Source organism: Caballeronia sp. LZ062 (genome assembly GCF_031450785.1).
In the GTDB taxonomy this organism is placed as follows: Bacteria; Pseudomonadota; Gammaproteobacteria; order Burkholderiales; family Burkholderiaceae; genus Caballeronia.
Window position 1 is genome coordinate 634362 of the sequence record NZ_JARTWB010000002.1, and the last position, 24993, is coordinate 659354.

General features: G+C 62.9%; 22 protein-coding genes and 1 tRNA gene. 18 read left to right on the plus strand and 5 right to left on the minus strand.

Annotated features, from left to right (window positions below):
* Positions 1-76 precede the first annotated feature (76 nt).
* The 4 genes from carA (at position 77) to P9239_RS09035 (ending at position 5607) form a co-directional block, all read left to right on the plus strand.
* A complete protein-coding gene (carA, locus tag P9239_RS09020; protein ID WP_309750129.1) occupies positions 77-1219 on the plus strand; it encodes a glutamine-hydrolyzing carbamoyl-phosphate synthase small subunit in 1143 nt (380 codons plus the stop codon).
* Between the two features lie 21 nt (positions 1220-1240).
* Complete coding sequence (carB, locus tag P9239_RS09025; protein WP_309750130.1) at positions 1241-4495, plus strand: carbamoyl-phosphate synthase large subunit; 3255 nt, start codon at positions 1241-1243, stop codon at positions 4493-4495.
* Between the two features lie 114 nt (positions 4496-4609).
* Entirely contained in the window at positions 4610-5086 is a 477-nt protein-coding gene (gene greA / locus P9239_RS09030; RefSeq protein ID WP_309750131.1) for a transcription elongation factor GreA, read from the plus strand.
* A complete protein-coding gene (locus P9239_RS09035; protein WP_404980053.1) occupies positions 5086-5607 on the plus strand; it encodes a DUF4149 domain-containing protein in 522 nt (173 codons plus the stop codon). Before greA ends, P9239_RS09035 begins: the two co-directional genes overlap by 1 nt.
* Positions 5608-5654: 47 nt before the next feature.
* Here P9239_RS09035 and P9239_RS09040 read toward each other — a convergent pair whose 3' ends face one another.
* Positions 5655-6194 (minus strand): YhbY family RNA-binding protein, encoded by a 540-nt coding sequence (locus tag P9239_RS09040; protein WP_309750132.1) that lies wholly within the window; start codon positions 6192-6194, stop codon positions 5655-5657.
* 323 nt (positions 6195-6517) lie between these two features.
* Between P9239_RS09040 and P9239_RS09045 the strand changes: the two genes are divergently transcribed.
* The 11 genes from P9239_RS09045 to phoR all read left to right on the plus strand — a co-directional run bounded on the left by P9239_RS09045 (position 6518) and on the right by phoR (position 18688).
* Positions 6518-7192: an RlmE family RNA methyltransferase gene (locus P9239_RS09045; RefSeq protein ID WP_309750133.1), complete on the plus strand. Its 675-nt coding sequence runs from the start codon at positions 6518-6520 to the stop codon at positions 7190-7192.
* A 173-nt stretch (positions 7193-7365) separates the two neighbouring features.
* The gene (gene ftsH, locus P9239_RS09050; protein ID WP_250472693.1) at positions 7366-9252 is read left to right on the plus strand and encodes an ATP-dependent zinc metalloprotease FtsH; all 1887 of its coding nucleotides are present in this window, start codon (positions 7366-7368) and stop codon (positions 9250-9252) included.
* Positions 9253-9442: 190 nt separating this feature from the next.
* Positions 9443-10243, plus strand: a complete 801-nt coding sequence (gene folP / locus P9239_RS09055; protein ID WP_309753953.1) for a dihydropteroate synthase — start codon at positions 9443-9445, stop codon at positions 10241-10243.
* A 109-nt stretch (positions 10244-10352) separates the two neighbouring features.
* Positions 10353-11711, plus strand: coding sequence for a phosphoglucosamine mutase (gene glmM / locus P9239_RS09060; protein WP_309750134.1), 1359 nt, complete (start codon positions 10353-10355; stop codon positions 11709-11711).
* A gap of 206 nt (positions 11712-11917) precedes the next feature.
* The gene (gene pstS / locus P9239_RS09065) at positions 11918-12949 is read left to right on the plus strand and encodes a phosphate ABC transporter substrate-binding protein PstS (protein ID WP_309750135.1); all 1032 of its coding nucleotides are present in this window, start codon (positions 11918-11920) and stop codon (positions 12947-12949) included.
* A 137-nt stretch (positions 12950-13086) separates the two neighbouring features.
* Positions 13087-14070, plus strand: a complete 984-nt coding sequence (gene pstC, locus P9239_RS09070) for a phosphate ABC transporter permease PstC (RefSeq protein ID WP_309750136.1) — start codon at positions 13087-13089, stop codon at positions 14068-14070.
* Positions 14067-14954, plus strand: a complete 888-nt coding sequence (gene pstA, locus P9239_RS09075) for a phosphate ABC transporter permease PstA (protein ID WP_404989712.1) — start codon at positions 14067-14069, stop codon at positions 14952-14954. The genes pstC and pstA overlap by 4 nt, the downstream gene beginning before the upstream one ends.
* Before the next feature lie 15 nt (positions 14955-14969).
* The gene (gene pstB / locus P9239_RS09080; RefSeq protein WP_309750137.1) at positions 14970-15845 is read left to right on the plus strand and encodes a phosphate ABC transporter ATP-binding protein PstB; all 876 of its coding nucleotides are present in this window, start codon (positions 14970-14972) and stop codon (positions 15843-15845) included.
* A gap of 42 nt (positions 15846-15887) precedes the next feature.
* Positions 15888-16592 carry a phosphate signaling complex protein PhoU gene (phoU, locus tag P9239_RS09085; protein WP_309750138.1) on the plus strand — a complete coding sequence of 235 codons (705 nt, stop codon included), beginning with the start codon at positions 15888-15890 and terminating at the stop codon, positions 16590-16592.
* 40 nt (positions 16593-16632) lie between these two features.
* Positions 16633-17334 (plus strand): phosphate regulon transcriptional regulator PhoB, encoded by a 702-nt coding sequence (gene phoB / locus P9239_RS09090; protein WP_309750139.1) that lies wholly within the window; start codon positions 16633-16635, stop codon positions 17332-17334.
* Positions 17335-17374: 40 nt separating this feature from the next.
* Positions 17375-18688 (plus strand): phosphate regulon sensor histidine kinase PhoR, encoded by a 1314-nt coding sequence (gene phoR, locus P9239_RS09095; protein WP_309750140.1) that lies wholly within the window; start codon positions 17375-17377, stop codon positions 18686-18688.
* A 42-nt stretch (positions 18689-18730) separates the two neighbouring features.
* Here phoR and ppk1 read toward each other — a convergent pair whose 3' ends face one another.
* Positions 18731-20794 carry a polyphosphate kinase 1 gene (gene ppk1, locus P9239_RS09100; protein WP_309750141.1) on the minus strand — a complete coding sequence of 688 codons (2064 nt, stop codon included), beginning with the start codon at positions 20792-20794 and terminating at the stop codon, positions 18731-18733.
* Positions 20795-21016: 222 nt separating this feature from the next.
* Between ppk1 and ppx the strand changes: the two genes are divergently transcribed.
* Positions 21017-22525: an exopolyphosphatase gene (gene ppx / locus P9239_RS09105; RefSeq protein WP_309750142.1), complete on the plus strand. Its 1509-nt coding sequence runs from the start codon at positions 21017-21019 to the stop codon at positions 22523-22525.
* 18 nt (positions 22526-22543) lie between these two features.
* On the opposite strand, the gene P9239_RS09110 is transcribed toward ppx, so the two are convergent.
* Both P9239_RS09110 and P9239_RS09115 read right to left on the minus strand, forming a co-directional pair.
* Positions 22544-23365, minus strand: coding sequence for a GNAT family N-acyltransferase (locus P9239_RS09110; protein ID WP_309750143.1), 822 nt, complete (start codon positions 23363-23365; stop codon positions 22544-22546).
* 127 nt (positions 23366-23492) lie between these two features.
* On the minus strand, positions 23493-23951 hold the full coding sequence (locus P9239_RS09115; RefSeq protein WP_309750144.1) for a histidine phosphatase family protein: 459 nt from the start codon (positions 23949-23951) through the stop codon (positions 23493-23495).
* Between the two features lie 113 nt (positions 23952-24064).
* Here P9239_RS09115 and P9239_RS09120 point away from each other — a divergent pair.
* Together P9239_RS09120 and P9239_RS09125 are read left to right on the plus strand one after the other, a co-directional pair.
* Positions 24065-24141, plus strand: a tRNA-Pro gene (locus P9239_RS09120).
* A gap of 366 nt (positions 24142-24507) precedes the next feature.
* Entirely contained in the window at positions 24508-24645 is a 138-nt protein-coding gene (locus tag P9239_RS09125) for a hypothetical protein (RefSeq protein WP_309750145.1), read from the plus strand.
* Positions 24646-24657: 12 nt separating this feature from the next.
* On the opposite strand, the gene P9239_RS09130 is transcribed toward P9239_RS09125, so the two are convergent.
* Positions 24658-24978 carry a hypothetical protein gene (locus tag P9239_RS09130; protein WP_404980050.1) on the minus strand — a complete coding sequence of 107 codons (321 nt, stop codon included), beginning with the start codon at positions 24976-24978 and terminating at the stop codon, positions 24658-24660.
* Positions 24979-24993 lie beyond the last annotated feature (15 nt).

A 24993-nucleotide genomic window follows, 5' to 3' on the forward strand; every position in this document is an offset into this window, starting at 1 on the left:
TCGCTTCGTGCCGCGGCCCCACGCCTGAATTTCGGACAGACAGGTCGGTAACAGGGTGTTCCCCAAGGAGCTTCCCGTGTTGCCGTCATTCTCCCCAGCACTTCTCGCACTTGCCGACGGCACGGTCTTTCGTGGTCAATCGATCGGCGCCGCAGGTTCGACGATCGGAGAAGTGGTGTTCAACACCGCGATCACCGGCTATCAGGAGATCCTGACCGATCCTAGCTACGCCCGTCAGATCGTCACCCTGACTTATCCGCATATCGGCAACGTCGGCGTCAACGCCGAGGACGTCGAAGCCAATCGAGTCCATGCCGCCGGCCTCATCATCCGTGACCTGCCGGTGCTGGCTTCGAACTTCCGTTCCGAGCAGACCCTTTCCGATTATCTGAAGGCGCAAGGCGTCGTTGCGATTGCGGGCATCGACACGCGCAAGCTCACGCGCATTCTGCGCGACAAGGGCGCGCAAAACGGCTGCATCCTCGCCGGCAGCGACGACGAAGCCGAAGCCCTGCGGCTCGCGCGCTCGTTCCCCGGCCTTGCCGGCATGGACCTCGCGAAGGTCGTGTCGACCAAAGAGCGTTACGAATGGACGCAGCGCGAGTGGCGCCTCGGCAGCGGCTACGGCACGCAGGATGCGGCCAAATTCCGCGTCGTCGCGTTCGATTACGGCGTCAAGTACAACATTCTGCGCATGCTGGCCGAGCGCGGCTGTCACGTGACCGTGCTTCCCGCTGAAGCGACCGCCGCCGACGCGCTGGCGCTCAATCCTGACGGCATCTTCCTGTCGAACGGTCCCGGCGACCCGGAACCGTGCGATTACGCGATCGCCGCCACGCGCGAATTCATCGAGCGCGGCATTCCCACGTTCGGCATCTGCCTCGGGCATCAGATCATGGGGCTCGCTGTCGGCGCGAAGACCACGAAGATGAAGACTGGCCACCACGGCGCGAACCATCCGGTGAAGGACATGGAAGACGGCCGCGTGGTCATCACGTCGCAGAACCATGGCTTCGCGGTCGATGCCGCGACGCTGCCCGCGAACGCCAAGGTCACGCACGTCTCGCTCTTCGACGGCACGCTGCAAGGCTTCGCGCTGACCGACAAGCCCGCGTTCTGCTTCCAGGGCCACCCGGAAGCGTCGCCCGGCCCGCACGACATCGCGTATCTGTTCGACCGCTTCATCAAGCTGATGGAAGCGCAGAAGGTCGCCGCATAAAGAACATCACCGAGCAAAGTTATGCCGAAGCGCACAGACATCAAAAGCATCCTCATCATCGGCGCGGGCCCGATCATCATCGGCCAGGCGTGCGAGTTCGATTATTCGGGCGCGCAAGCCTGCAAGGCGCTGCGTGAAGAGGGCTACAAGGTCATTCTCGTCAACAGCAATCCCGCGACGATCATGACCGACCCGAACACCGCGGACGTCACTTACATCGAGCCGATCTCGTGGGAAGTGGTCGAGCGCATCATCGCGAAAGAGCGCCCGGACGCGATCCTGCCGACCATGGGCGGACAGACCGCGCTCAATTGCGCGCTGGACTTGTTTCATCACGGCGTGCTGGAGAAGTACAACGTCGAGCTGATCGGCGCGTCGCCGGACGCCATCGACAAGGCGGAAGACCGCCAGAAATTCAAGGACGCGATGACGAAGATCGGCCTCGGTTCGGCCAAGTCGGGCATCGCGCATTCGATGGAAGAGGCGCTCGCCGTGCAGGCGCAGATCGCCGAAGCCACGGGCAGCGGCGGCTATCCGACCGTGATCCGCCCGTCGTTCACGCTGGGCGGCTCGGGCGGCGGCATCGCGTACAACAAGGAAGAGTTCGAGGAAATCTGCCGTCGCGGTCTCGATCTTTCGCCGACGCGCGAGCTGCTGATTGAAGAATCGCTGCTCGGATGGAAAGAGTACGAGATGGAAGTGGTCCGTGATAAAGCGGACAACTGCATCATCGTGTGCTCGATCGAAAACCTGGATCCGATGGGCGTGCATACGGGCGATTCCATCACCGTCGCGCCCGCGCAGACGCTCACCGACAAGGAGTATCAGGTGCTGCGTAACGCGTCGCTCGCGGTGCTGCGCGAAATTGGCGTGGACACGGGCGGCTCGAACGTGCAGTTCGCGATCAACCCGAAGGACGGCCGTATGGTCGTCATCGAGATGAATCCGCGTGTGTCGCGCTCCTCCGCTTTGGCATCGAAGGCGACGGGTTTCCCAATCGCCAAGGTCGCGGCGAAGCTCGCCTGCGGGTACACGCTCGACGAGCTCAAGAACGAGATCACCGGCGGCCAGACGCCGGCTTCGTTCGAGCCGACCATCGACTACGTCGTGACCAAGGTGCCGCGTTTCGCGTTCGAGAAGTTCCGCGAAGCCGATTCGCGCCTGACCACGCAGATGAAGTCGGTCGGCGAAGTGATGGCCATGGGCCGCACGTTCCAGGAGTCGTTCCAGAAGGCGTTGCGCGGTCTGGAAGTCGGCGTGGACGGCTTGGATGAAAAGACGACGAGCCGCGACGAAGTGATCCGCGAGATCGGCGAGCCGGGTCCGGACCGTATCTGGTATCTCGGCGACGCGTTCCGCCTCGGCCTCACGCCTGAGGAAATTTTCGAGGAGACGTCGATCGATCCGTGGTTCCTCGCGCAAATCGAACAGATCGTGCTGAAGGAAAAGGCGCTGGAAGGCCGCACGCTCGAAAGCCTCACGCGCGACGAACTGCTGTATCTGAAAAAGAGCGGCTTCTCGGATCGCCGGTTGGCAAAGCTCACAGGCTCGACGCAAGCCGACGTGCGCAAGAAGCGCCATGAACTGAAAGTGCGTCCGGTGTACAAGCGCGTGGATACGTGCGCGGCCGAATTCGCCACGAAAACCGCCTACATGTACTCGACGTACGAGGACGAGTGCGAAGCGAATCCGACCGACAAGAAGAAGATCATGGTGCTCGGCGGCGGGCCGAACCGGATCGGGCAGGGCATCGAGTTCGACTACTGCTGCGTTCACGCCGCGCTTGCCATGCGCGAAGACGGCTATGAAACCATCATGGTCAACTGCAACCCGGAGACGGTGTCCACCGACTACGACACGTCCGACCGCCTGTATTTCGAATCGCTGACGCTCGAAGACGTGCTCGAGATCGTCGATCTGGAAAAGCCGGTCGGCGTGATCGTGCAGTACGGCGGCCAGACGCCGCTCAAGCTCGCGCTGGATCTGGAGGCGAACGGGGTGCCGATCATCGGCACGTCGCCGGACATGATCGACGCCGCCGAAGACCGTGAACGCTTCCAGAAGCTGCTGAAGGATCTCGATCTGCGTCAGCCGCCGAATCGCACGGCGCGCACCGAAGACGAAGCGCTGAAGCTCGCCGAAGAGATCGGTTATCCGCTCGTCGTGCGTCCGTCGTATGTGCTGGGTGGCCGCGCGATGGAAATCGTCCACGAGCCGCGCGACCTCGAACGCTACATGCGCGAGGCCGTGAAGGTGTCGAACGATTCGCCGGTGCTGCTCGACCGCTTCCTGAACGACGCGATTGAATGCGACGTCGACTGCATCTCGGACGGCGAAGCGGTGTTCATCGGCGGCGTGATGGAGCACATCGAGCAGGCGGGCGTGCACTCGGGCGACTCGGCCTGTTCGCTGCCGCCGTATTCGCTGTCGGATGCAACCGTCGACGAACTGAAGCGCCAAACTGCTGCGATGGCCAAGGCGCTGAACGTCGTCGGCCTGATGAACGTGCAGTTCGCCATCCAGCAGGTTCCGCAGGACGACGGCACGAAGAAGGACATCATCTACGTGCTGGAAGTGAACCCGCGCGCATCGCGCACGGTGCCGTATGTGTCGAAGGCGACGAGCCTGCCGCTCGCGAAGATCGCCGCGCGCGCGATGGTCGGTCAGACGCTCGCGCAGCAAGGCGTGACGAAGGAAATCGTGCCGCCGTACTTCAGCGTGAAGGAAGCGGTCTTCCCGTTCGTCAAGTTCCCGACCGTCGATCCGGTGCTCGGACCGGAAATGCGTTCAACGGGCGAAGTGATGGGCGTGGGCCGCACGTTCGGCGAGGCGCTCTTCAAGTCGCAACTCGCGGCGGGTTCGCGCTTGCCGGAATCGGGCACGGTGCTTCTCACGGTGATGGACGCGGACAAGCCGAAGGCGGTCGAAGTGGCGAGCATGTTGCACGAGCTCGGCTATCCGATCGTCGCGACGAAGGGCACGGCTGCGGCCATCGCGGCGGCGGGCGTGCCGGTAAAGGTCGTCAACAAGGTGAAGGATGGCCGGCCGCATATCGTCGACATGATCAAGAACGGCGAAATCGCGCTCGTCTTCACAACGGTCGATGAGACGCGCGCCGCGATTGCCGATTCGCGTTCCATCCGCATGAGCGCGCAGGCCAACAAGGTCACGTACTACACGACGATGTCGGGCGCGCGTGCCGCCGTGGAAGGCCTGCGTTATCTGCGCGATTTGGAAGTCTATGATTTACAAGGCTTGCATGCTCGCCTAAACTAAGGCTTCGACGACTGGTCTAAGTAACACGAGCCGCGGTTGAGCGGTATCTCCTCATACGGGAGATGCGCTAACCGCGGTAATTTTTTTACGGCTGTTTTTTGCTTTGGGCTGTCTATGAGCACGATTCCCTTGACCAAGCGCGGCGCAGAGTTGCTGCGCGACGAATTGCAACGCCTGAAGGCTGTCGAGCGTCCGGCGGTCATCAACGCGATCGCGGAAGCGCGCGCGCAGGGCGATCTGTCTGAGAATGCCGAGTACGATGCGGCGAAGGAGAAGCAGGGCTTCATCGAGGGCCGGATCGCGGAACTCGAATCGAAGCTGGCCGCGGCGCAAGTCATCGATCCGACGACCGTCGATGCCGATGGCCGCGTGGTCTTCGGCGCAACCGTCGAACTGGAAGACCTGGAATCCGGCGATACGGTGACCTACCAGATCGTCGGCGACGACGAAGCGGATATCGACCACGGCCTCATCTCGGTCAGCTCGCCGATTGCCCGCGCGCTGATTTCGAAGTCGGAAGGCGACGTCGCTTCGGTGCAGGCGCCCAGCGGCGCGCGCGAATACGAAATCATCGCTGTCCGTTACGTCTGATGGCCATCGCGCACCGCATCTTTCGTTTGGTCAGCATGCTGTGGGTCGGTAGCCTGCTGACGCTCGGCCTCGTCGCCACGCCCGTTCTTTTTTCGATGCTGGACTCCGCCGTGGCCGGATCGGTTGCAGCGCAGTACTTTAGGATCGAAGCGTACGTTGGCGTCGTCAGCGCGCTGGTTCTGATTCTGATCGGCAATCGCTTCGTGAAAAGCGGCATCGCGGACTATAAGCGCGTGCGGTGGATCGTCGCGGTTATGTTGGTGTGCGTGCTGGCCGGCTACTTCGCGTTGCAGCCGTTCATGAGTTCGCTGCGCATGGCAGCGCAGGAAGCAGGCACCGATCTCGCCAGTTCGCCGTATGCGCGGCAGTTCGGCATTCTGCACGGCGTATCGAGCGCCATCTATCTGATCGAATGTCTCTTCGGTATCGCGCTCGTGTGGCGCTTGCCGGGCAGTGCGCCTGCCGCCATCGTGCCGAAGAACAAGTCGGCGAAGATGGCGGCCAAGCGGGCGCGAAGCTAATTCGAGCTGTGGTCACATGCGGCGCGAACGTTCTCGCGCCGTCCCGCTTACTTTGCGGCCTGATGCTGACGCTTGGAGCTCGTCTGACGCTTCTTCGCGCGCTTCACGTTGCCGCCGGCGGTCACGCGCTCGTTACCGAGCACCTTGAGCGTCTGCTTCTTGGGCTTTTTGAACGCAGGCGCGTCGCGGGAAATTTTCACGGCCTTGACGATGCGCGGCGCGCGGCCCTTTGCCGGCCGCTCGACGGCTTCGGCGGCGCTCGGCGGCATGGTGCTGCGTGTGCGCGTGTTGCGGCTCTTGGCCGGCGCGGCGCCTTCCGGCCGCCAGATGACGAGCAGCTTGCCGATATGCTGGATCGGCGCTGCATTCAGGCGGTCGCAGATTTCGTCGTAAATGGCGATGCGCGCCTCGCGGTCGTCGCCGAACACGCGAATCTTGATGAGCTGGTGCGCTTCGAGGTGCACGCCGATTTCATTTAGCACGGCATCCGTCAAACCCTCCGCGCCGACGAGCACGACGGGCTTGAGCGCATGGGCCTGGGAGCGCAGGTCGGAGCGTTGGGCGGGAGAGAGTTCGAGAGCTGGCATGGGAGATTGGGGAGTCGACTAAAATAGGGCGGCGCGGCCGTTACGGCATGGCGACACGCGGAGTGCGGCGAAGCAGGCGACGCGGCAGGGCCGGTCAGTTTTGACCGCCGCCAAAAACAAAATAGGCCGGAGACGCGATTGCCGGGCGCATTCGAGCACCCGCGGAAACGTTCCGGCCGACAAGACGCGTATTATCCGCTAAAAGCGCCGCATGTTGCAGCAAGATTGCGCGCACGCAACTCATCGATCACGCATCGGCGCGCACTGCTCGCGTCGCCGAAACACTTACCACGCCGCGAAAGAGCGGCATGAGTTCAGTTTGAATGGCAAAGAATCGCTTCAATCATTCGTGGTTGCATGACCACATCAACGATCCGTACGTGAAAATGGCGCAGCGCGAGGGCTATCGCGCCCGCGCGGCGTACAAGCTCAAAGAGATCGACGAGCAGGACAAGCTCATCAAGCCGGGGCAGGTCATCGTCGATTTGGGCTCGACGCCCGGAAGCTGGAGCCAGTATGCGCGCAACAAGCTCGCGCAGGGTTCGAAGCGCGACGCGCAGCGCGAGGGCGGCATCGACGGCACGATCATCGCGCTCGATATCCTGCCGATGGAGCCGATCGCGGACGTGACTTTCATTCAGGGGGACTTCCGCGAGGACTCCGTGCTCGCGCAACTGGACGAAATCGTCGGTGAGCGACAAGTGGACCTTGTAATCTCCGACATGGCCCCCAACCTCTCCGGAGTAGCAAGTGCGGATGCGGCGCGGATCGAGCATCTTTGCGACCTGGCGCTGGAATTCGCGCAAAACCACCTGAAACCGGAGGGTGCGCTGCTAGTCAAATGTTTTCACGGCAGCGGTTACAGCCAGATCGTCGAGAAGTTCAAGCACCAGTTCAAAGTGGTGGCGCCGCGCAAGCCCAAGGCGTCTCGGGACAAATCGTCCGAGACTTTCATCCTCGGGCGGCGGCTTAAAAATCCAGCCGCAGGAACCGCTTAAACGGTATCGGCGAAAATCGGCGATATTTTCGCGGATTATGCCGAAAAAAGACCATCTCACGCTATTTAGGCGGTAGTGAAACCTTATGGCAGGGGTTAGCGGTCTGGATTAGAATGCTTTGGTGGCGTCGCAAGGTTTATGTTGGCGCCCGTCAATGAGTGAGGAGTGGTGCTTTGAACAACAATATGTTCTCTAAAGCGGCAGTGTGGCTCGTGATCGCACTGGTGCTGTTTACGGTGTTCAAGCAGTTCGATAAGCCCCGCGTCCAGGAAGGCGTGTCGTATTCGCAGTTCATGGACGACGCGAAGAACGGCAAGGTCAAGAACGTCACGGTTCAGGGGCGCAATCTCACGGTCACTCCGTCGGACGGCCAGAAGTACCAGATCGTGTCGCCCGGCGACATCTGGATGGTCGGCGATCTAATGAAATACGGCGTTCAGGTCAGCGGCAAGGCTGACGATGAACCGAATGCGCTCGTCTCCGCGCTGTACTACCTGGGACCGACGATCCTGATCATCGGCTTCTGGTTCTACATGATGCGGCAGATGCAAGGAGGCGGCAAAGGCGGGGCGTTCTCGTTCGGCAAGTCGCGAGCGCGGCTGATCGACGAAAACAACAACGCGATCAACTTCACGGACGTGGCCGGCTGCGACGAAGCGAAGGAAGAAGTGTCGGAGTTGGTGGACTTCCTGCGCGATCCGCAGAAGTTCCAGAAGCTCGGTGGACGCATTCCGCGCGGCGTGCTGCTGGTCGGCCCTCCGGGTACCGGTAAGACGCTTTTGGCGCGCGCCATCGCCGGTGAAGCAAAGGTACCGTTTTTCAGCATCTCGGGTTCGGACTTCGTGGAAATGTTCGTCGGCGTGGGCGCGGCCCGCGTGCGGGACATGTTCGAGCAAGCCAAGAAGCATGCGCCGTGTATCGTGTTCATCGACGAAATCGACGCGGTCGGCCGTCATCGCGGCGCCGGCATGGGCGGCGGCAACGACGAACGCGAGCAGACGCTGAACCAGATGCTCGTCGAGATGGACGGCTTCGAAGCGAATTCCGGCGTGATCGTGATCGCCGCGACGAACCGTTCGGACGTGCTCGACAAGGCGCTGCTTCGTCCGGGCCGTTTCGACCGCCAGGTGTACGTCGGTCTGCCGGATATCCGTGGTCGCGAACACATCATGAAGGTGCATCTGCGCAAGGTGCCGATTGCGAACGACGTCGACGCTTCGGTTATCGCGCGCGGTACGCCGGGCTTCTCGGGTGCAGACCTCGCGAACCTCGTGAACGAGGCTGCGCTCTTTGCGGCGCGCCGTGGCAAGCGAATCGTCGAAATGCAGGACTTCGAAGACGCGAAGGACAAGATCTTCATGGGTCCGGAGCGCAAGTCGGCCGTCATGCGCGAAGAGGAACGCCGCAACACGGCGTACCACGAGTCGGGCCACGCGGTCGTTGCCAAGCTGTTGCCGCACGCGGATCCGGTTCACAAGGTCACGATCATGCCGCGCGGTTGGGCGCTGGGCGTCACGTGGCAGTTGCCCGAGCATGACCGCGTGAATCTGTATCGCGACAAGATGCTGGAAGAAATCGCGATCCTGTTCGGCGGCCGTGCGGCGGAAGAAGTGTTCCTGAACTCGATGTCGACCGGTGCTTCGAACGACTTCGAGCGCGCGACGAAGATGGCGCGTGACATGGTGACGCGTTACGGCATGTCGGACGTGCTCGGCACGATGGTCTACGTCGACACGGAACCCGACGGCATGTTCGGCAAGCTCGCGTCCAAGACGGTTTCGGAAGCGACGCTGCAAAAGGTCGATGCGGAAATCCGCCGCATCCTCGACGAGCAGTACGCACTCGCGCGCAAGCTGCTCGAAGACAACCGCGAGAAGGTCGAAGCCATGACGAAGGCGCTGCTCGAATGGGAGACCATCGACGCAGACCAGATCAGCGACATCATGGCCGGCCGTCCGCCGCGTCCGCCGAAAAACATGCCGCCGCCGTCGGGCGACTCGCCTTCGAGCGGCAACAGCGGCACAGAAGTAAAGCCGGGCAGCGCAACCGCGCCGGCCTAAGCTTCCGGAGTCGTACCATGGGCCGGCGTGCACTGCACGCCGGCCCATTTTCTTTCTGGCCAGCGTTAAGTTCGCGAGCGCCGGTCACTGCCTCTCGCTGATTGTCTTGACCACACCGACCTTTTCTCCCGCCTTGGCCGAGCCGCTGCAATGCGGCCGCTTCACGCTGACGTTCGAACGGCCGCTCGTCATGGGCATCTTGAACGTCACGCCCGATTCCTTCTCCGATGGCGGCCGTTTCCTTTCCCGCGACGCCGCGCTCGCGCGCGCCGAGCAGATGCTTGCCGATGGCGCCGATATGATCGACATCGGCGGGGAATCGACGCGCCCGGGCGCGCCGCCCGTGCCGCTCGACGAAGAATTGCAACGCGTCGTCCCGATCGTCGAAGCGTTGCGCGGCGTGCAGGTGCCGCTTTCGGTCGATACGTACAAGCCCGCCGTGATGCGCGCCGTGCTCGAAGCCGGCGCGGACATGATCAACGACATTTGGGGTTTCCGTCAGGATGGCGCGCTCGACGCCGTGAAGGACAGCCACTGCGGTCTATGCGTGATGCACATGCTCGGCGAGCCGCGCACGATGCAACTGCACGAACCGATCTACGAAGATGTCGTCGCCTCCGTGCGAGAATTCTTCGCGGACCGGCTCGCCGCGCTGACGGCAGCGGGCATCGCGGCCAATCGCGTCACATTCGATCCCGGCTACGGTTTCGGCAAGACGGTCGGGCATAATTACACACTGCTTGCTGAACTCGCGGCAACGCTGCCGGCCGGCACGCATCGGGCGCTTCTGGCCGGCATGTCGCGCAAGTCGATGCTCGGCGCCGTCACCGGCCGTGGCGCGGGCGAACGCGTCTTTGCGAGCATCGCGGCGGCGGTGTGCGCGGCGGAACGCGGCGCAGCCATCGTTCGTGTACACGACGTCGCCGAAACCGTCGATGCACTGAAAGTTTGGCAAGCCACGAAGCAGGCGGCGCGTCACGCGCATATTTGACGCGGGCTCGCGTCGGTAGCACTGCGGCGAAGGCGCTCGCGCTCGCAGCTCACCAACGAAAACGCGGATCAGAACAGGCGCCGAAATCCGCGAGGAGGGTCAAGCAACAATGGCAAGACGATATTTCGGAACCGACGGCATTCGCGGGCGCGTGGGCGCGGCCCCGATCACGCCGGACTTCGTGCTCAGGCTCGGTTATGCAGCCGGCAAGGTGCTTGCGGGCGGCGACCGTTCGCCGCAAAAGGGCAATCGCCCGACGGTGCTCATCGGCAAGGACACCCGCGTGTCGGGCTACATGCTCGAAGCGGCGCTGGAGTCGGGCTTCTCGGCCGCGGGCGTCGACGTGATGCTCGCCGGCCCGATGCCCACGCCCGGCGTCGCCTATCTGACGCGCGCGCTGCGGTTGTCCGCGGGCGTGGTCATCAGCGCATCGCACAATCCGTACGACGACAACGGCATCAAATTTTTCTCCGCCGACGGCAACAAGCTGCCCGACGACGTCGAACATCAGATCGAAGCGCAGCTCGAGCAGCCGATGGAATGCGCTCCGTCCGAGCGGCTCGGCAAGGCGCGGCGTCTCGACGACGCGGGCGGCCGGTACATCGAATTCTGCAAAAGCACCTTTCCCGCGAGCTTCGACCTGCGTGGTCTGAAGCTGGTAGTCGATTGCGCGCATGGCGCTGCGTATGACGTCGCGCCGCACGTGTTCCACGAGCTGGGCGCCGAAGTGGTGTCCATCGGCGTGTCGCCGAACGGCTTCAATATCAACGACGGCGTGGGCGCGACCGCGCCCGATGCGCTCGTGCACGCGGTCAAGGAACATGGCGCGGATATCGGCATCGCGCTCGATGGCGACGCGGACCGGCTGCAGATAGTCGATTCGACCGGGCGTCTCTACAACGGCGACGAGTTGCTGTACGTGCTCGTGAAGGACCGCATCGCGACGGACGGCAAGGTGGAAGGCGCGGTCGGCACGCTGATGACGAACATGGCGGTCGAAGTCGCGCTGAAGGAAGCGGGCGTGCAGTTCGTCCGCGCCGCGGTCGGCGACCGCTACGTGCTCGAAAAGCTGCGCGAGCGCGGCTGGCAGCTCGGCGCGGAAGGCTCGGGCCACATTCTGTCGCTGGACCGCCACTCCACGGGCGATGGCATTGTCTCGGCGCTCCTCGTGCTCGCGGCGCTCAAGCGCAGCGGCAAGACCCTCGCCGAATTGCTCGACGGCGTAAGCCTGTTCCCGCAGAAGCTGATCAACGTCCGCATGAAAGCGGGCGCGGACTGGAAGAGCAGCGAGGCCATTCGCCGCGCCGTCGAGCAAGCCGAGCATTCCCTCGAATCGCGCGGCCGGGTGTTGATTCGTGCGTCGGGAACCGAGCCGGTTCTGCGTGTGATGGTCGAAGCCGCCGCGCAAGCCGACGCCGTTCGCCACGCGGAAACGATTGCACAGGTCGTGAAGGACGTCACTTCGTAGGCGTTCACTGAAAAACGCGCGTTTCGCTAAAAGCGGGCTTCGGCCCGCTTTTTTGTTGCCTGCTCGCAGCCTGACGAATGAACCTTCGTTCGACTTTCCATCTGTAAGTGCGTTGTCACGCGGCCTTCACGGAGAGTCATATTACTGTCACAGAGACTGCCTATATTTCGCGTGTCGTCCCACACGCTATTTACCCTGGAGGTCTCATGAAATTGATGCACACCGCGCTCGCTGGCGTAATTGGCGCAATGCTGGCCATCTCTGCGCAAGCGGCCGATATCACCGGCGCGGGCAGTACCTTCGCAGCTCCGATCTATACCAAATGGGCAGATGCCTATCAAAAAAGCGGCGGCGGCAAGGTCAACTATCAGGGCATCGGCTCGTCGGGTGGCATCAAGCAGATCATCGCGAAGACCGTCGATTTCGCGGGCTCCGACGCTCCGCTGAAAGATGACGACCTCGCGAAAGACGGTCTCTTCCAGTTTCCGACGGTCGTCGGCGGCGTGGTGCCGGTCATCAATGTCCCGGGCGTGAAGGCAGGCGAACTGACGCTGTCGGGCCAGGTGCTCGGCGACATCTATCTCGGCAAGATCAAGAAGTGGAACGACCCGGCTATCGCCGCGCTGAATCCGAAGGCGAAGCTGCCGGATACGGATATCGCCGTGGTGCGCCGCGCGGACGGTTCGGGCACGAGCTTCATCTGGACGAACTATCTGTCGAAGGTCAACGCCGACTGGAAGTCGAAGGTGGGCGAGGGTTCGACGGTCAACTGGCCGACGGGCACAGGCGGCAAGGGCAACGACGGCGTCGCGGCATTCGTGCAGCGTCTGCCGGGCGCCATCGGCTACGTGGAGTGGGCCTACGCGAAGCAGAACCACATGACCTACGTCGGCATGAAGAATTCGGCGGGTACGGTCGTGGAGCCGAAGACGGACACGTTCAAGGCCGCGGCTGCGGGCGCGGACTGGTCGAAGTCGTTCTATCAGATCCTGACGAACGAGCCGGGTAAGGACGCATGGCCGATCGTCGGCGCGACTTTCGTGCTCCTGCATTCGACGCAGGACAAGGCGGCGCAAGGCACCGAAACGCTGAAGTTCTTCGACTGGGCGTTCAAGAACGGCGGCCAGGCTGCGAACGATCTCGACTACATCTCGCTTCCGGAGTCGGTCGTGTCGGAAATCCGCACGCAGTGGAAGGCGAAGGTCAAGGACGGTTCGGGTAAGCCGGTCGCGGAGTAATGCCGAAGTATCGCAGTCGTATTGTCTGAAACTGTCCTAAGCTGAAGCGGCGGACAGTCAAAGCAGAGCAAGCAAGAAGCCGCGCGGCGATCGAAAGGTCGCCGCGCGGTCTGACACGTAGCGTAACCAAGGCTCCCATGTCGGACATCAACTTAGCGTCGGCACCGCCGGCGGCGCAATCGCAGCGCGCGCCGAGCCGTATCGGCGACATCGTTTTCGGCGGCATCACGCGGCTTGCGGCCGTGGTGACGCTGCTCCTGCTTGGCGGCATCATCGTCTCGCTCATCGTCGCGTCGATGCCGACCATCCAGAAGTTCGGTCTCAGCTTTCTCTGGCGCGCGGAGTGGGATCCGCCCAGCGACAGCTTCGGCGCGCTCGTGCCGATCTACGGCACCATCGCCACTTCGATCATCGCGCTCATCATCGCCGTGCCGGTGAGCTTCGGCATTGCGCTTTTTCTGACGGAACTGTCGCCGACATGGCTGCGCCGGCCGCTCGGCGTCGCCATCGAACTGCTCGCGGCGATTCCGTCTATCGTGTACGGCATGTGGGGCCTGCTCGTCTTCGCGCCGATCTTCGCGGCGTACTTCGAGAAGCCGCTCGGTTCGCTGCTCGGCGGCGTGCCGCTTATCGGCGCGTTCTTTCAGGGGCCGCCCATCGGCATCGGCATTCTGTGCGCGGGCGTCATTCTCGCGATCATGATCATTCCGTATATCGCGTCCGTGATGCGCGACGTCTTCGAAGTCACGCCCGTGCTGCTGAAGGAATCGGCGTACGGCATCGGCTGCACCACGTGGGAAGTGATGTGGAAGATCGTGCTGCCGTACACGCGCGCCGGCGTGATCGGCGGCGTCATGCTCGGCCTCGGCCGCGCGCTCGGCGAGACCATGGCGGTGACCTTCGTGATCGGCAACACCAATCTGCTGGACAACGTGTCGCTCTTTTCGCCGGGCAACAGCATCACGTCCGCGCTCGCGAACGAATTCGCGGAAGCCAGCCCCGGCCTCCACACTTCCGCGCTGATGGAACTCGGTTTGATTCTCTTCGTCATCACGTTCATCGTGCTCGCGCTGTCGAAGCTGCTCTTGATGCGCATGCAACGCGCGGAGGGTGCAAAGTGAGCCGTCCCGCAACGTTCAATCAGGATCACGAGCGCACAGTCGCCACGCGCATGAAGCTGCAGCGCCGCCGACGCGGCACCAACGCGATCGCGCTGACGCTCTCGCTCGCGGCCATGGCCTTCGGCCTCGTGTGGCTCGTGTGGATTCTCTTCACTACGCTGAAGCTCGGCGTCTCGGGCCTCTCGGTCGAACTCTTCACGCAGTCGACGCCTCCGCCGAATACCGACGGCGGCGGTCTCGCCAACGCGATCGTCGGCAGCCTCATGCTCGTCGTGCTCGCAACGTGCATCGGCACGCCGCTCGGTATTCTCGCGGGCGTCTATCTCGCGGAATACGGACAGAAGCGCTGGCTTGCCAGCGTGACGCGCTTCATCAACGACATTCTGTTGTCCGCGCCCTCCATCGTCGTCGGTCTCTTCGTGTATGCGCTCGTCGTCGCGAAGATGGGGCGCTTTTCGGGCTGGGCCGGCGTGGTCGCGCTCGGCCTGCTGCAGATTCCCATCGTTATCCGCACGACGGAGAACATGCTCAACCTTGTGCCCAATGCGCTGCGCGAGGCGGCTTTCGCGCTCGGCACGCCGAAGTGGAAGATGGTGATGTCCATCACGCTGAAGGCGTCGGTGGGCGGCATCGTCACGGGCGTGCTGCTGGCGGTGGCGCGCATTGCAGGCGAGACCGCGCCGCTGCTGTTCACGGCGCTCTCGAACCAGTTTTTCTCGGTGGACATGAATCAGCCGGTAGCGAACCTGCCGGTCACGATCTACAAGTTCGCTATGAGCCCGTTCCCGCAGTGGCAAACGCTCGCGTGGGCCGGTGTGTTCCTGATTACGCTCGGCGTGCTGGGTCTGAATATCCTGGCGCGCGCGATTTTTTCGAAGAAATAAGGGTGGAGTGATTCCATGGATATGGTCGAAAGCGGTGTCAACCACCTGAATGCGAGAACCGGCGACAAGCCTGTCGAGCGCGGTCCCGTGCCCGGCAGCGTGCGTCCGACGCATGGTTCGCAGCCGGCGGATTCCATCAAGCCGAAGATCGAGGTGAACAACCTCAACTTCTTCTACAACAAGTACCACGCGCTGAAGAACATCAACCTGCGCATTCCGGAGAAGAAGGTCACGGCGTTCATCGGTCCGTCGGGCTGCGGCAAGTCCACGTTGCTGCGCACGTTCAACAAGATGTACGCGCTCTATCCGGAGCAGCGCGCGGAAGGCGAGATCCTGATGGACGGCGCCAATCTGCTCGACACGACGAAGGACATCTCGCTCCTGCGCGCGCGCGTCGGCATGGTGTTCCAGAAGCCGACGCCGTTCCCGATGTCGATCTACGACAACATCGCGTTCGGCGTGAAGATGTTCGAGCAACTGTCGCGCTCGGAAATGGACGACCGCGTGGAATGGGCGCTCACCAAAGCCGCGCTCTGGACAGAAGTGAAGGACAAGCTCACGCAAAGCGGCTACGGTCTTTCGGGCGGCCAGCAGCAGCGTCTGTGCATCGCGCGCGGCATCGCTATTCGCCCGGAAGTGCTGCTGCTCGACGAACCGTGTTCGGCGCTCGATCCGATCTCGACCGGCCGTATCGAAGAGCTGATCGCGGAGCTGAAGAGCGACTACACGGTCGTGATCGTCACGCACAACATGCAACAGGCCGCGCGCTGCTCGGACTACACTGCCTATATGTACCTTGGTGAGTTGATCGAGTTCGGCGACACCGAGAAGATCTTCATCAAGCCGGCCCGCAAGGAAACGGAAGACTACATCACGGGCCGCTTTGGCTGATCGGCCGGTCAGCGAACGAATAAAGGACTACAGGAGCAGAACATGTCCGATAAACACCTGTCGAGCCAGTTCGACGCCGATCTGAACGCGGTGTCCTCGAAAGTGCTGCAAATGGGCGGTCTCGTCGAGTCGCAGATCACCGCCGCGATGCAGGCGCTGAACGAATTCGACGTGCAGATCGCGGATCAAGTGATCGCGGCGGAACCACGCCTGAACACGATGGAAGTCGAAATCGACGAGGAGTGCAGCAACATCATCGCGCGCCGTCAGCCGGCCGCACGCGATCTGCGTCTGCTTATGGCGATCTCGAAGACCATCACGAATCTGGAGCGCGCCGGCGACGAAGCCGAGAAGATCGCCAAGCGCGTGAAGCGCATCAACGAAGACGGCGCGGGCCGCACGGTGAACATCGCGGAAATCAAGCTGTCGGGCGAGATGGCCGTGTCGATTCTGCGCCGTGCGCTCGATGCGTTCGCACGTCTGGATACCGTTGCCGCTGCGCAGATCGTGCGCGACGACAAGGCCATCGACGATGAATTCCGCGCCTTCGTGCGCAAGCTCGTCACGTACATGATGGAAGACCCGCGCACCATTTCGGCGGGGCTCGACTATCTCTTCATCGCGAAGGCGGTGGAGCGCATCGGCGATCACGCGAAGAACATCGCGGAGTTCATCATCTACATCGTGAAGGGCACGGACGTGCGCCACATCTCGCGCGACCAGCTCGAACGCGAGGCGCTCAGCTAATCCAACGATTCACTTCAAGCAAAAAGGTCAAGAGGTGCCGATGCCCAGCAGTATCCTCGTCGTCGAAGACGAACCCGCGATCTCCGAACTGATCTCGGTGAATCTGCAACATGCGGGACATTGCCCGATTCGCGCGTATAACGCGGAGCAGGCGCAAAACCTGATCAGCGACGTGCTGCCCGATCTCGTGCTGCTCGACTGGATGCTGCCCGCGAAGTCCGGCATCGCGTTCGCGCGCGAGCTGCGCAACAACGAGCGCACGAAGCACATTCCGATCATCATGCTCACCGCGCGCGGCGACGAGCAGGACAAGGTGCTCGGACTCGAAATCGGCGCGGACGATTACGTGACGAAACCGTTTTCGCCGAAAGAACTGATGGCGCGCATCAAGGCGGTGCTGCGCCGTCGCGCGCCGCAGTTGACGGAAGACGTGGTCGCGATCAACGGCCTGCGGCTCGATCCGGCGACGCACCGCGTGGCCGCGCATCATTCGGGCAACGACATCAAGCTCGATCTCGGCCCGACCGAGTTCCGCCTGCTGCATTTCTTCATGACGCATCCGGAGCGCGTGCACAGCCGCACGCAGCTGCTCGATCAGGTCTGGGGTGATCACGTGTTCGTCGAAGAGCGCACGGTCGACGTGCATATCAAGCGTCTGCGCGCCGCGCTCAAGCCCGCAGGCTGCGATGCTATGATCGAAACGGTGCGCGGCAGCGGCTACCGGCTAGCGAAGGGCGCCTGACGCGCACGCTTGCCCGCCTTCAAATCGATCTCCCGACAACATGAACATCATCTGGACGCGTTCCATCGTGTCCCTCGCGCTCCTCGCGGCGTTGTCCGCCGCGATCGGCGCACTCGCGGGTGTGCGTGTCGCGCTCGCATTCGCGGTCGTCATGCTCGTCGTGCAGAGCTTCGTGAACACGTATCACACGCAACGGCTTTGGCGTCTGCTCGATGCGCCGGTGTACGGTCAGGTGCCCAGCGCGCTCGGCATCTGGGGCGAGATCTATTACCGCCTGCATAAGCTCGCGAAGCGCTGGCACGCGCAGGTGCGTCAGGTCGAGCAGCAGCATTCACGCTTCATCCAGGCGATTCAGGCATCGCCCAACGGCGTGGCGATGCTGGACGATCACGACCAGATCGAATGGTGCAACGCCATCGCGGAGAAGCACTTCGGGCTCGACGCCAAGCGCGATCTGCGGCAGCACATCACGCATCTCGTGCGTCATCCGGATTTCATTCGTTATCTGAATTCGCACCGTTACGAAGAGATGCTCATCATGCGCGGCATGGGCGCGAACCGGCAGCGGAGCATCTCGGTTCAGGTGTTTCCGTACGGCGAGAATCGCAAGCTGATTCTCACGCAAGACATTACTGAGCTGGAGCGGACGGATTCCATGCGGCGCGATTTCGTCGCAAACGTGTCGCACGAACTGAAGACGCCGCTCACCGTGCTTTCGGGCTTTCTCGAAACGATGCGCGAATTGCCGCTCGACGAGGCCGACCGCGCGCGCTATCTGGACATGATGAATCAGCAGGCCATGCGTATGCAGAACATCGTGCGCGATCTGTTGGTGCTCGCGAATCTCGAAGGCGACGTGCGCCCGCCCGGCGACGAACTGCTCGACATGCGCGCGGTTTTGCGTCATCTGGAAGACGACGCCAATAGTCTTTCGGCCGGGCGTCATCGCATCCAGTTTCATAACGACGACGCGCTGACGGTGGCCGGCGCGGAAACGGAACTGGTGAGCGCGTTCGGCAATCTCGTGACAAACGCGGTGCGCTACACGCCGGACGGCGGCAGCATCGACGTCTCATGGGAGCGCGTGGACGGTCGCGCGGTCTTCACCGTGCGCGACAGCGGCTTAGGCATTCCGGCCGAGCATATTCCGCGCTTGACGGAGCGCTTCTATCGCGTGGACCGAAGCCGTTCGCGCGATACTGGCGGCACGGGACTGGGCCTCGCCATCTGCAAGCATGTGCTGCAACGGCATCATGCGGATCTCGACGTGAAGAGCGAAGTGGGGCGGGGCAGTACGTTCATCGTGCGCTTTCCTGCGTCGCGCACGGCACTGCGTAAATCCGTGGCGGCTTGAGTCATTCGACGGCGCGTTGCGCGCCGTCTCGCCTCTCACGCATTACGAACAGAACTTCGCGAGCAATCCCAACTGCGCATTGCGCAGCGCTTTGCCCGAACGGCGCTTGCGATAGTGCCCGTCGCTTTGCATGACCCACGCGGACTGATTGTCGCCGAGGCACACCGACAAGCCTTCCGCGATCACGCGGCGCTTGAGACGCCGGTCGCGGATCGGGAACGCCACTTCCACGCGTCGAAAGAAATTGCGATCCATCCAGTCGGCGCTCGACAGATACACGTCTTCCTTGCCGTTCGCATAAAAATAGAAGATGCGGTGATGCTCGAGGAAACGCCCGACGATCGAGCGCACCGTGATGTTCTCGGACAGATCTTCGACGCCCGGTTTCAGCGAACACACGCCGCGCACGATCAGATCGATCTTGACGCCCGCATGCGATGCCTCGTAGAGCGCCGCGATCACGGTCGGCTCCAGCAGCGCGTTCATCTTCGCGACGATGCGCGCCCGGCGGCCCGCGCGGGCATGTTCGGCTTCGGCGCGGATCGCCTCGATCAGCTTCGCATGCAGCGTGAACGGCGACTGCCATAGCTGATGCAGCGCAAGCTCGCCGCCGATGCCCGTCAGCTGCTGAAAGACATGATGCACGTCTTCGCACATTTGCTGATCGGCGGTCATGAGGCCGAAGTCGGTGTAAAGGCGCGCCGTGCGCGGATGATAGTTGCCCGTGCCGAGATGCGCGTACCGCTTGAGCACGCTCTTGCCGCCGTGCGACACGCGCCGCACGATCAGCATCATCTTGGCGTGGCACTTGTGGCCGACCACGCCGTACACGACATGCGCGCCTACCGCTTCGAGCTGCGACGCCCAGTTGATGTTCGTTTCCTCGTCGAAGCGCGCGAGCAGTTCGACGACCACGGTCACTTCCTTGCCGTTGCGCGCCGCTTGCATGAGCGCGTCCATCAACGGCGAATCGGTGCCCGTGCGATAGATGGTTTGCTTGATCGCCACCACTTGCGGGTCTTTGGCCGCTTGCAGCAGCAGTTCCAGCACGGGCTGAAAGCTCTCGTACGGATGATGCAGCAGAATGTCGCCCTGATCGATGGCGTCGAAGAGATTCGTCGTGTTCGCAATCGACTTCGGCACCGACGGAATATGCGGCACGAATTTGAGGTCCGGCCGGTCCACCATTTCGGGCAACTGCATGAGTCGCACAAGATTGACCGGGCCGTTCACGCGATAGCAGTCGCGCGGATTCAGCTGGCTTTCGTCGAGCAGGCGGCGGATGAGATGCGGCGGCGTTTCCGCCGAGACTTCCAGCCGCACCGCATTGCCGAGATGCCGCGCGGGCAGTTCGCCCTGCAACGCGACGCGCAGATTCGTGATTTCGTCTTCGTCGACGAAAAGCTCGCTATTGCGCGTGATGCGAAACTGATTGCAATTGCGCACCGTCAGATGCGGAAACAGTTCGCTCACGAAGTGCTGCATGAAAGAACTCAGCAGCACGAAACCATGCGGATAACCCGAGAGCGCCTCCGGCATGCGCACGAGGCGCGGCAGCGCGCGCGGCGCCTGCACGATGCCCATCATCGCCTGACGGCCGAACGCGTCGGTGCCTTCCAGTTCGACGACGAAGTTCAGGCTCTTGTTCAGCACGCGCGGAAAAGGATGCGCGGGATCGAGCCCGATCGGCGTCAGCACCGGCAGCAGTTCGTTCTGAAAATATTCGCGCGCCCACGCGGTCTGCTGCTCCGTCCAGCTTTCCGCGCCATGAAAATAGATACCTTCCATTTCGAGCGCCGGCAATACGGTCTCGTGCAGCATCGCGTATTGTTGATGAACGAGGCGTTGCGCGCGTTCGGAGACGAGATCGTAGACGTGTTGCAGCGACATGCCGTCCGGCGAGAGCGTGCCGGGGTTGTCGCGCATCTGCTCCTGAAGGCCGGCCATGCGGACTTCGAAAAATTCGTCGAGATTGCTGCTGGTGATGCAAATAAAGCGCAGGCGCTCCAGCAACGGCACCGATGTGTCGGCCGCTTGCGCCAGTACCCGCTCGTTGAAACCTAAGATGCCTAGTTCACGGTTGAAGAGCGGATAACGTATGGACATCGGCTGGGCGTAAGGTGTCTCGATCGGAAGGGCAGAAAAGCGTTCGGATGATCTCACACTAGGATGTCTTTATTGTGACAGAACGATTTTCACAAATTCTACTCACATTGCGAATAGCGTCGCTAGCAGGGCGCGTGCGCGCCCGCATGAAATAGAATCCGTGTGTTTCGGCCGCGTGCCCTTGACGCGCGCAGTTCTCACTTCACGATTTCCGGATATCCGATGGTCACACATCCCCATCTTCTCGCCGCCGTCGACCTCGGATCGAACAGTTTCCGGCTGATCGTCGGCCGGGTCGAGGAAACGCCCGCTGGCAGCCAGATCTATCAGGTCGACGCGTTGCGCGAGCCGGTTCGCCTCGCAGCCGGACTCTCGAAGGACAAGATGCTCGACCGCGCGTCGCAGTTGCGCGGCTGGGATGCGCTCAAGCGTTTCGGCGAGCGTCTGCGCGACTTCCACCCGGATCAGGTGCGCGCGGTCGCCACCAACACGCTGCGCGTCGCGAAGAACGCGCACGACTTTCTCATCGAAGCCGAGATCGCGCTTGGTTTTCCGATCGAAGTGATCGCGGGCCGCGAGGAAGCGCGTCTTATCTACGCAGGCGCGGCGCATTCGGTGCCGGCGAGCGCGGGCAAGCGGCTCGTCGTGGATATCGGCGGCGGATCGACCGAGTTCATCATCGGCGCGCATTACACGCCGATTCACATGGAGAGCCTCTATATCGGCTGCGTGAGCCACAGCCGCCAGTTCTTCCCGGCCGGCAACGTGGACGAATACACGATGCGCCAGGCCGAACTCGCCGCCAAGCGCGAGATTCAGATCATTTCGCGCGAATACAAGCAGACGGGCTGGGATCAGGCGATCGGCTCGTCGGGCACGGCGCGGGCGCTCGCCGAACTGGTCGAGGCGAACGGCTTCAACGATCCCGAGTACACGCACGGCATTTCGCGCGGCGGGCTGGAGCGCCTGAAGCGCGCGCTCATCAAGGCGGAGAACGTGAATCGGCTGAAGCTCGTTGCGTTGAAGCCGGACCGCATTCCGGTGCTGGCGGGCGGGCTTTCCATCATGCTCGGTGTGTTCGAGGAACTCGGTATCGAATACGTCGATACGACCGACGCCGCGCTGCGGCTCGGCGTGCTGTACGACCTGCTCGGCCGCTCGCAGCATCAGGACATGCGCACGGTGACGGTCGAAGGCTTCAAGCGCCGTTATGGCGTCGATGCCGCGCAGGCCGAGCGCATCGGCAATCTGGCGATCAGCTTCTACGATCAGCTCGGCGAGCCGGACGGGGAGCGCAGCGCGGAGAACCGCATGTTTCTCGCGTGGGCGGCGTCGCTGCATGAGATCGGCTTGTCGATCGCGCATAGCGCCTATCACAAGCATTCGGCGTACATCACGAGCAACGCCGACATGCCCGGCTTTTCGCGCACGGATCAGGCGCGGCTCGCGGCGCTCGTGCTCGGTCACGCGGGCAAGCTCGGCAAGCTCGCGCAGGCGCGTGGTGTCGACTGGACGCTGCTGTTCTGCCTGCGACTCGCCGCGCTTCTGTCGCGGCGCCGCACGGATGTCGGCCTGCCCGGCATCGAGGTGAAAACGGCGGGCGGCGGCTTCGAGGTGCGTTTGCCGAGCGACTGGGTGACGAACAATCCGCTCACCGACTACAGCCTCGCGCAGGAAGCCATGGAATGGGAAAAGATCGGGCGGCCGTATCGCGTCGTCTACACCGATTAAGCGACCGCCCGATGATGGTCAGCGTCCCGCATCGCCCATGAAGTGCCGCGCATAACGCGCGTTGATGTCCGAGAGCCGGAAGAGCGTCAGAAAGTCCGCCGTGTTGAAGTCGGGGTCCCACGCGGGCGCGCCGCAAATCTTCGCGCCGAGGCGCAGATAGCCCTTGACGAGCGGCGGCGGGCTGACGGCTACGCCCGTGCGCAATTCCTCGACCGGCAGCGGCGTATGCGCGAACGCGCGGTACTCGTGCGCGGTGAGTGCGTCGGCGGGCAGCGAGCAGTACAGATTCGCTGCGTAGTGGCCGCCATCGTTCATGCCGACGCTCGTGCAACCGAGCATCGTCTCGTAACCGTTCTGCATCATGTACGTGGCGAGCCCGCCCCACAGCGACATGATGACCGCGCCGTTGCGATAGTCCGGATGCACGCACGAACGGCCCACCTCCACGAGCTTGGGGCGCAGATGCGTGAGGCGCGACACGTCGAATTCGCTTTCCGCGTAGAGCCGGCCGATGCGCGCGGCCTGATGCGGCGGCAACACGCGATACGTGCCGACCACTTTGAGCGTGTCGAGATCGCGCACGAGCAGGTGGTCGCAGTAGGCGTCGAAGGCGTCGACGTCAAGCCCGGCAGGGCCCGACAGATGCGCGCCCATCTCTTCGGCGAACACGCGGTAGCGCAGCCGTTGCGCCTCGCGCAGCGCGTCGTCCGAGCGCGCCCATGCGACCTGCAGCCGGTGCTGGCCCGTGACGGTTTCGGCGGTGCGCGGAAGGCGGCGGCGCGAATCGAGCGAGAGCGATGACGCTGCGGATTGCAGGAAGGGCGTCGGCGAATCTTGCATTGGCATTCCTCGGCGGAAAGGTGACTCGATTTCCGCCAATGTAAGGAGGCCGGGTGACGCTCGCATGGCTTGGCAGTGACGTTTCGATGAAACGACACATGCCGCAACGACGCGCCAAATTACACGCTCAAAGCAGGTCCGGACACATCACCGCGCGCACCACGATCTGGCCGTCGCCGCTGCGTGTGCGGCCCTGAAACCACCAGATGCCGCTTTTTTTGACCGGCCATTCCGCTTCGTGTCCGGTCAGAAGCAACGCGGCCACGCGCCCGAGCGTCGGCTGATGGCCGATTACCACGACGGTCTGTCCGGCGCCATCCGGCCAGCCGGCGGCGTCGAGGACGTTCTTCGCGGTCTTGCCGGGCGCGAGATCGTCCACCACGCGATAGCGGTCGCCGAACGCTTCGGCCGTCTGGATCGTGCGCGTCGCGGGACTGGCGAGAAAGATCGCGTCGTCGCCGATGCGCGCCCTCAGCCACTTCGCCATGCCTTGTGCCTGCTTGCGCCCGCGCGACGTGAGCTGGCGCGCGAGGTCGCTCGACGCCTGGTCTTCCGCTTCGGCGTGACGCCAGAGAATGAGGTTCATCGATCGTCTCCAGTAGGAATGGCCTGTTTGCAGGTGGATTAGAACGTTGCGTGCCTGCTTCCGGTAGACGCATTTGCGGTTATGAGGCATCGACGCTACAATACGCGGCTCGTCGGAGCGTAGCGCAGCCTGGTAGCGCATCTGATTTGGGATCAGAGGGTCGAAGGTTCGAATCCTTTCGCTCCGACCACGATACAACGAAGGGGTTACAAGTCTCGGCTTGTAACCCCTTCGTCTTTTCAGGGAAACCTCATGCCGCGTATCGTTTTGCCGTTCGCTTGCCTGGCCGCTCTCGCACTCACGCTGTCCGCATGCGCCGATTCGTCCAGCCAGAAGCACCCGCCGCAAGATCCGCCCGATTACCACGGCGTCCCGACCGATACGCGCCCGCCATCTATGCTCATCGCGCCGACTCAGCCGCAGTGAGACGCGGCGCGACCATTCGACTAACCCGCGAACCGGTCATAAGTTCCGGACTTGCGGCTCTGGCGTTCGTTTAAGCGGAATTTTTGCGGCGCAGCTATCATCGAAGCACTCGTCGCAACCCGGCTCCGCCATGAATCTGTTGTGGGTCTTCGCCACTGTCGCGCCTGTCGCGCTCGCTTCGCTTTTCGTGTTCGCCGCGCATATCGATCCGGCGTCCGGCCACTGGCGCACGCGAAAGGGCGCTCGCACCACGCCGTCGGATGCCTGAGGCCCGTGTGACTTACTGCTTGCAGCGAATCACCATCGAACGATTCTTGATGTTTGCGCCGAAGATTCCCGCCACCGATCCGCCCGACGTCGCGCCGTTGTCGGCGTCTTTCGAAACCACGTCGTAGCCGTACGCGCCGCACACTTCGCCGGCCTGCTTGTAGCACGCCGCCCAGCTCGTGCTCGCGTCGCTGCCGCTGCAGTTGATCGCAAAGCCCGTGTCGCCCGACGGCAGGTAGGTCATCGTGGCGGTGTGTGCGCAGCCGGCCAGCGCGCCGCTCAGCGCCGCCGCCGCAAAGAGCGCGGCCGCGGTCATCGTCTTTCTCGATCTCATCCCTCTTCCTCGTAA

What these genes read in the sequence shown, in the direction of transcription:
- P9239_RS09040 (WP_309750132.1), bottom strand. Translation starts at nt 6,194, where the DNA reads ATGCCAGCTCTCGAACTCTCTCCCGCCCAACGCTCCGACCTGCGCTCC.
- phoU (WP_309750138.1), top strand. Translation starts at nt 15,888, where the DNA reads ATGTCCGATAAACACCTGTCGAGCCAGTTCGACGCCGATCTGAACGCG.
- P9239_RS09130 (WP_404980050.1), bottom strand. Translation starts at nt 24,978, where the DNA reads ATGAGATCGAGAAAGACGATGACCGCGGCCGCGCTCTTTGCGGCGGCG.
- folP (WP_309753953.1), top strand. Translation starts at nt 9,443, where the DNA reads ATGGGCATCTTGAACGTCACGCCCGATTCCTTCTCCGATGGCGGCCGT.
- P9239_RS09110 (WP_309750143.1), bottom strand. Translation starts at nt 23,365, where the DNA reads ATGCAAGATTCGCCGACGCCCTTCCTGCAATCCGCAGCGTCATCGCTC.
- pstB (WP_309750137.1), top strand. Translation starts at nt 14,970, where the DNA reads ATGGATATGGTCGAAAGCGGTGTCAACCACCTGAATGCGAGAACCGGC.
- carB (WP_309750130.1), top strand. Translation starts at nt 1,241, where the DNA reads ATGCCGAAGCGCACAGACATCAAAAGCATCCTCATCATCGGCGCGGGC.
- P9239_RS09125 (WP_309750145.1), top strand. Translation starts at nt 24,508, where the DNA reads ATGAATCTGTTGTGGGTCTTCGCCACTGTCGCGCCTGTCGCGCTCGCT.
- glmM (WP_309750134.1), top strand. Translation starts at nt 10,353, where the DNA reads ATGGCAAGACGATATTTCGGAACCGACGGCATTCGCGGGCGCGTGGGC.
- greA (WP_309750131.1), top strand. Translation starts at nt 4,610, where the DNA reads ATGAGCACGATTCCCTTGACCAAGCGCGGCGCAGAGTTGCTGCGCGAC.
- P9239_RS09115 (WP_309750144.1), bottom strand. Translation starts at nt 23,951, where the DNA reads ATGAACCTCATTCTCTGGCGTCACGCCGAAGCGGAAGACCAGGCGTCG.
- ppk1 (WP_309750141.1), bottom strand. Translation starts at nt 20,794, where the DNA reads ATGTCCATACGTTATCCGCTCTTCAACCGTGAACTAGGCATCTTAGGT.
- phoB (WP_309750139.1), top strand. Translation starts at nt 16,633, where the DNA reads ATGCCCAGCAGTATCCTCGTCGTCGAAGACGAACCCGCGATCTCCGAA.
- phoR (WP_309750140.1), top strand. Translation starts at nt 17,375, where the DNA reads ATGAACATCATCTGGACGCGTTCCATCGTGTCCCTCGCGCTCCTCGCG.
- ppx (WP_309750142.1), top strand. Translation starts at nt 21,017, where the DNA reads ATGGTCACACATCCCCATCTTCTCGCCGCCGTCGACCTCGGATCGAAC.
- P9239_RS09035 (WP_404980053.1), top strand. Translation starts at nt 5,086, where the DNA reads ATGGCCATCGCGCACCGCATCTTTCGTTTGGTCAGCATGCTGTGGGTC.
- pstS (WP_309750135.1), top strand. Translation starts at nt 11,918, where the DNA reads ATGAAATTGATGCACACCGCGCTCGCTGGCGTAATTGGCGCAATGCTG.
- P9239_RS09045 (WP_309750133.1), top strand. Translation starts at nt 6,518, where the DNA reads ATGGCAAAGAATCGCTTCAATCATTCGTGGTTGCATGACCACATCAAC.
- pstC (WP_309750136.1), top strand. Translation starts at nt 13,087, where the DNA reads ATGTCGGACATCAACTTAGCGTCGGCACCGCCGGCGGCGCAATCGCAG.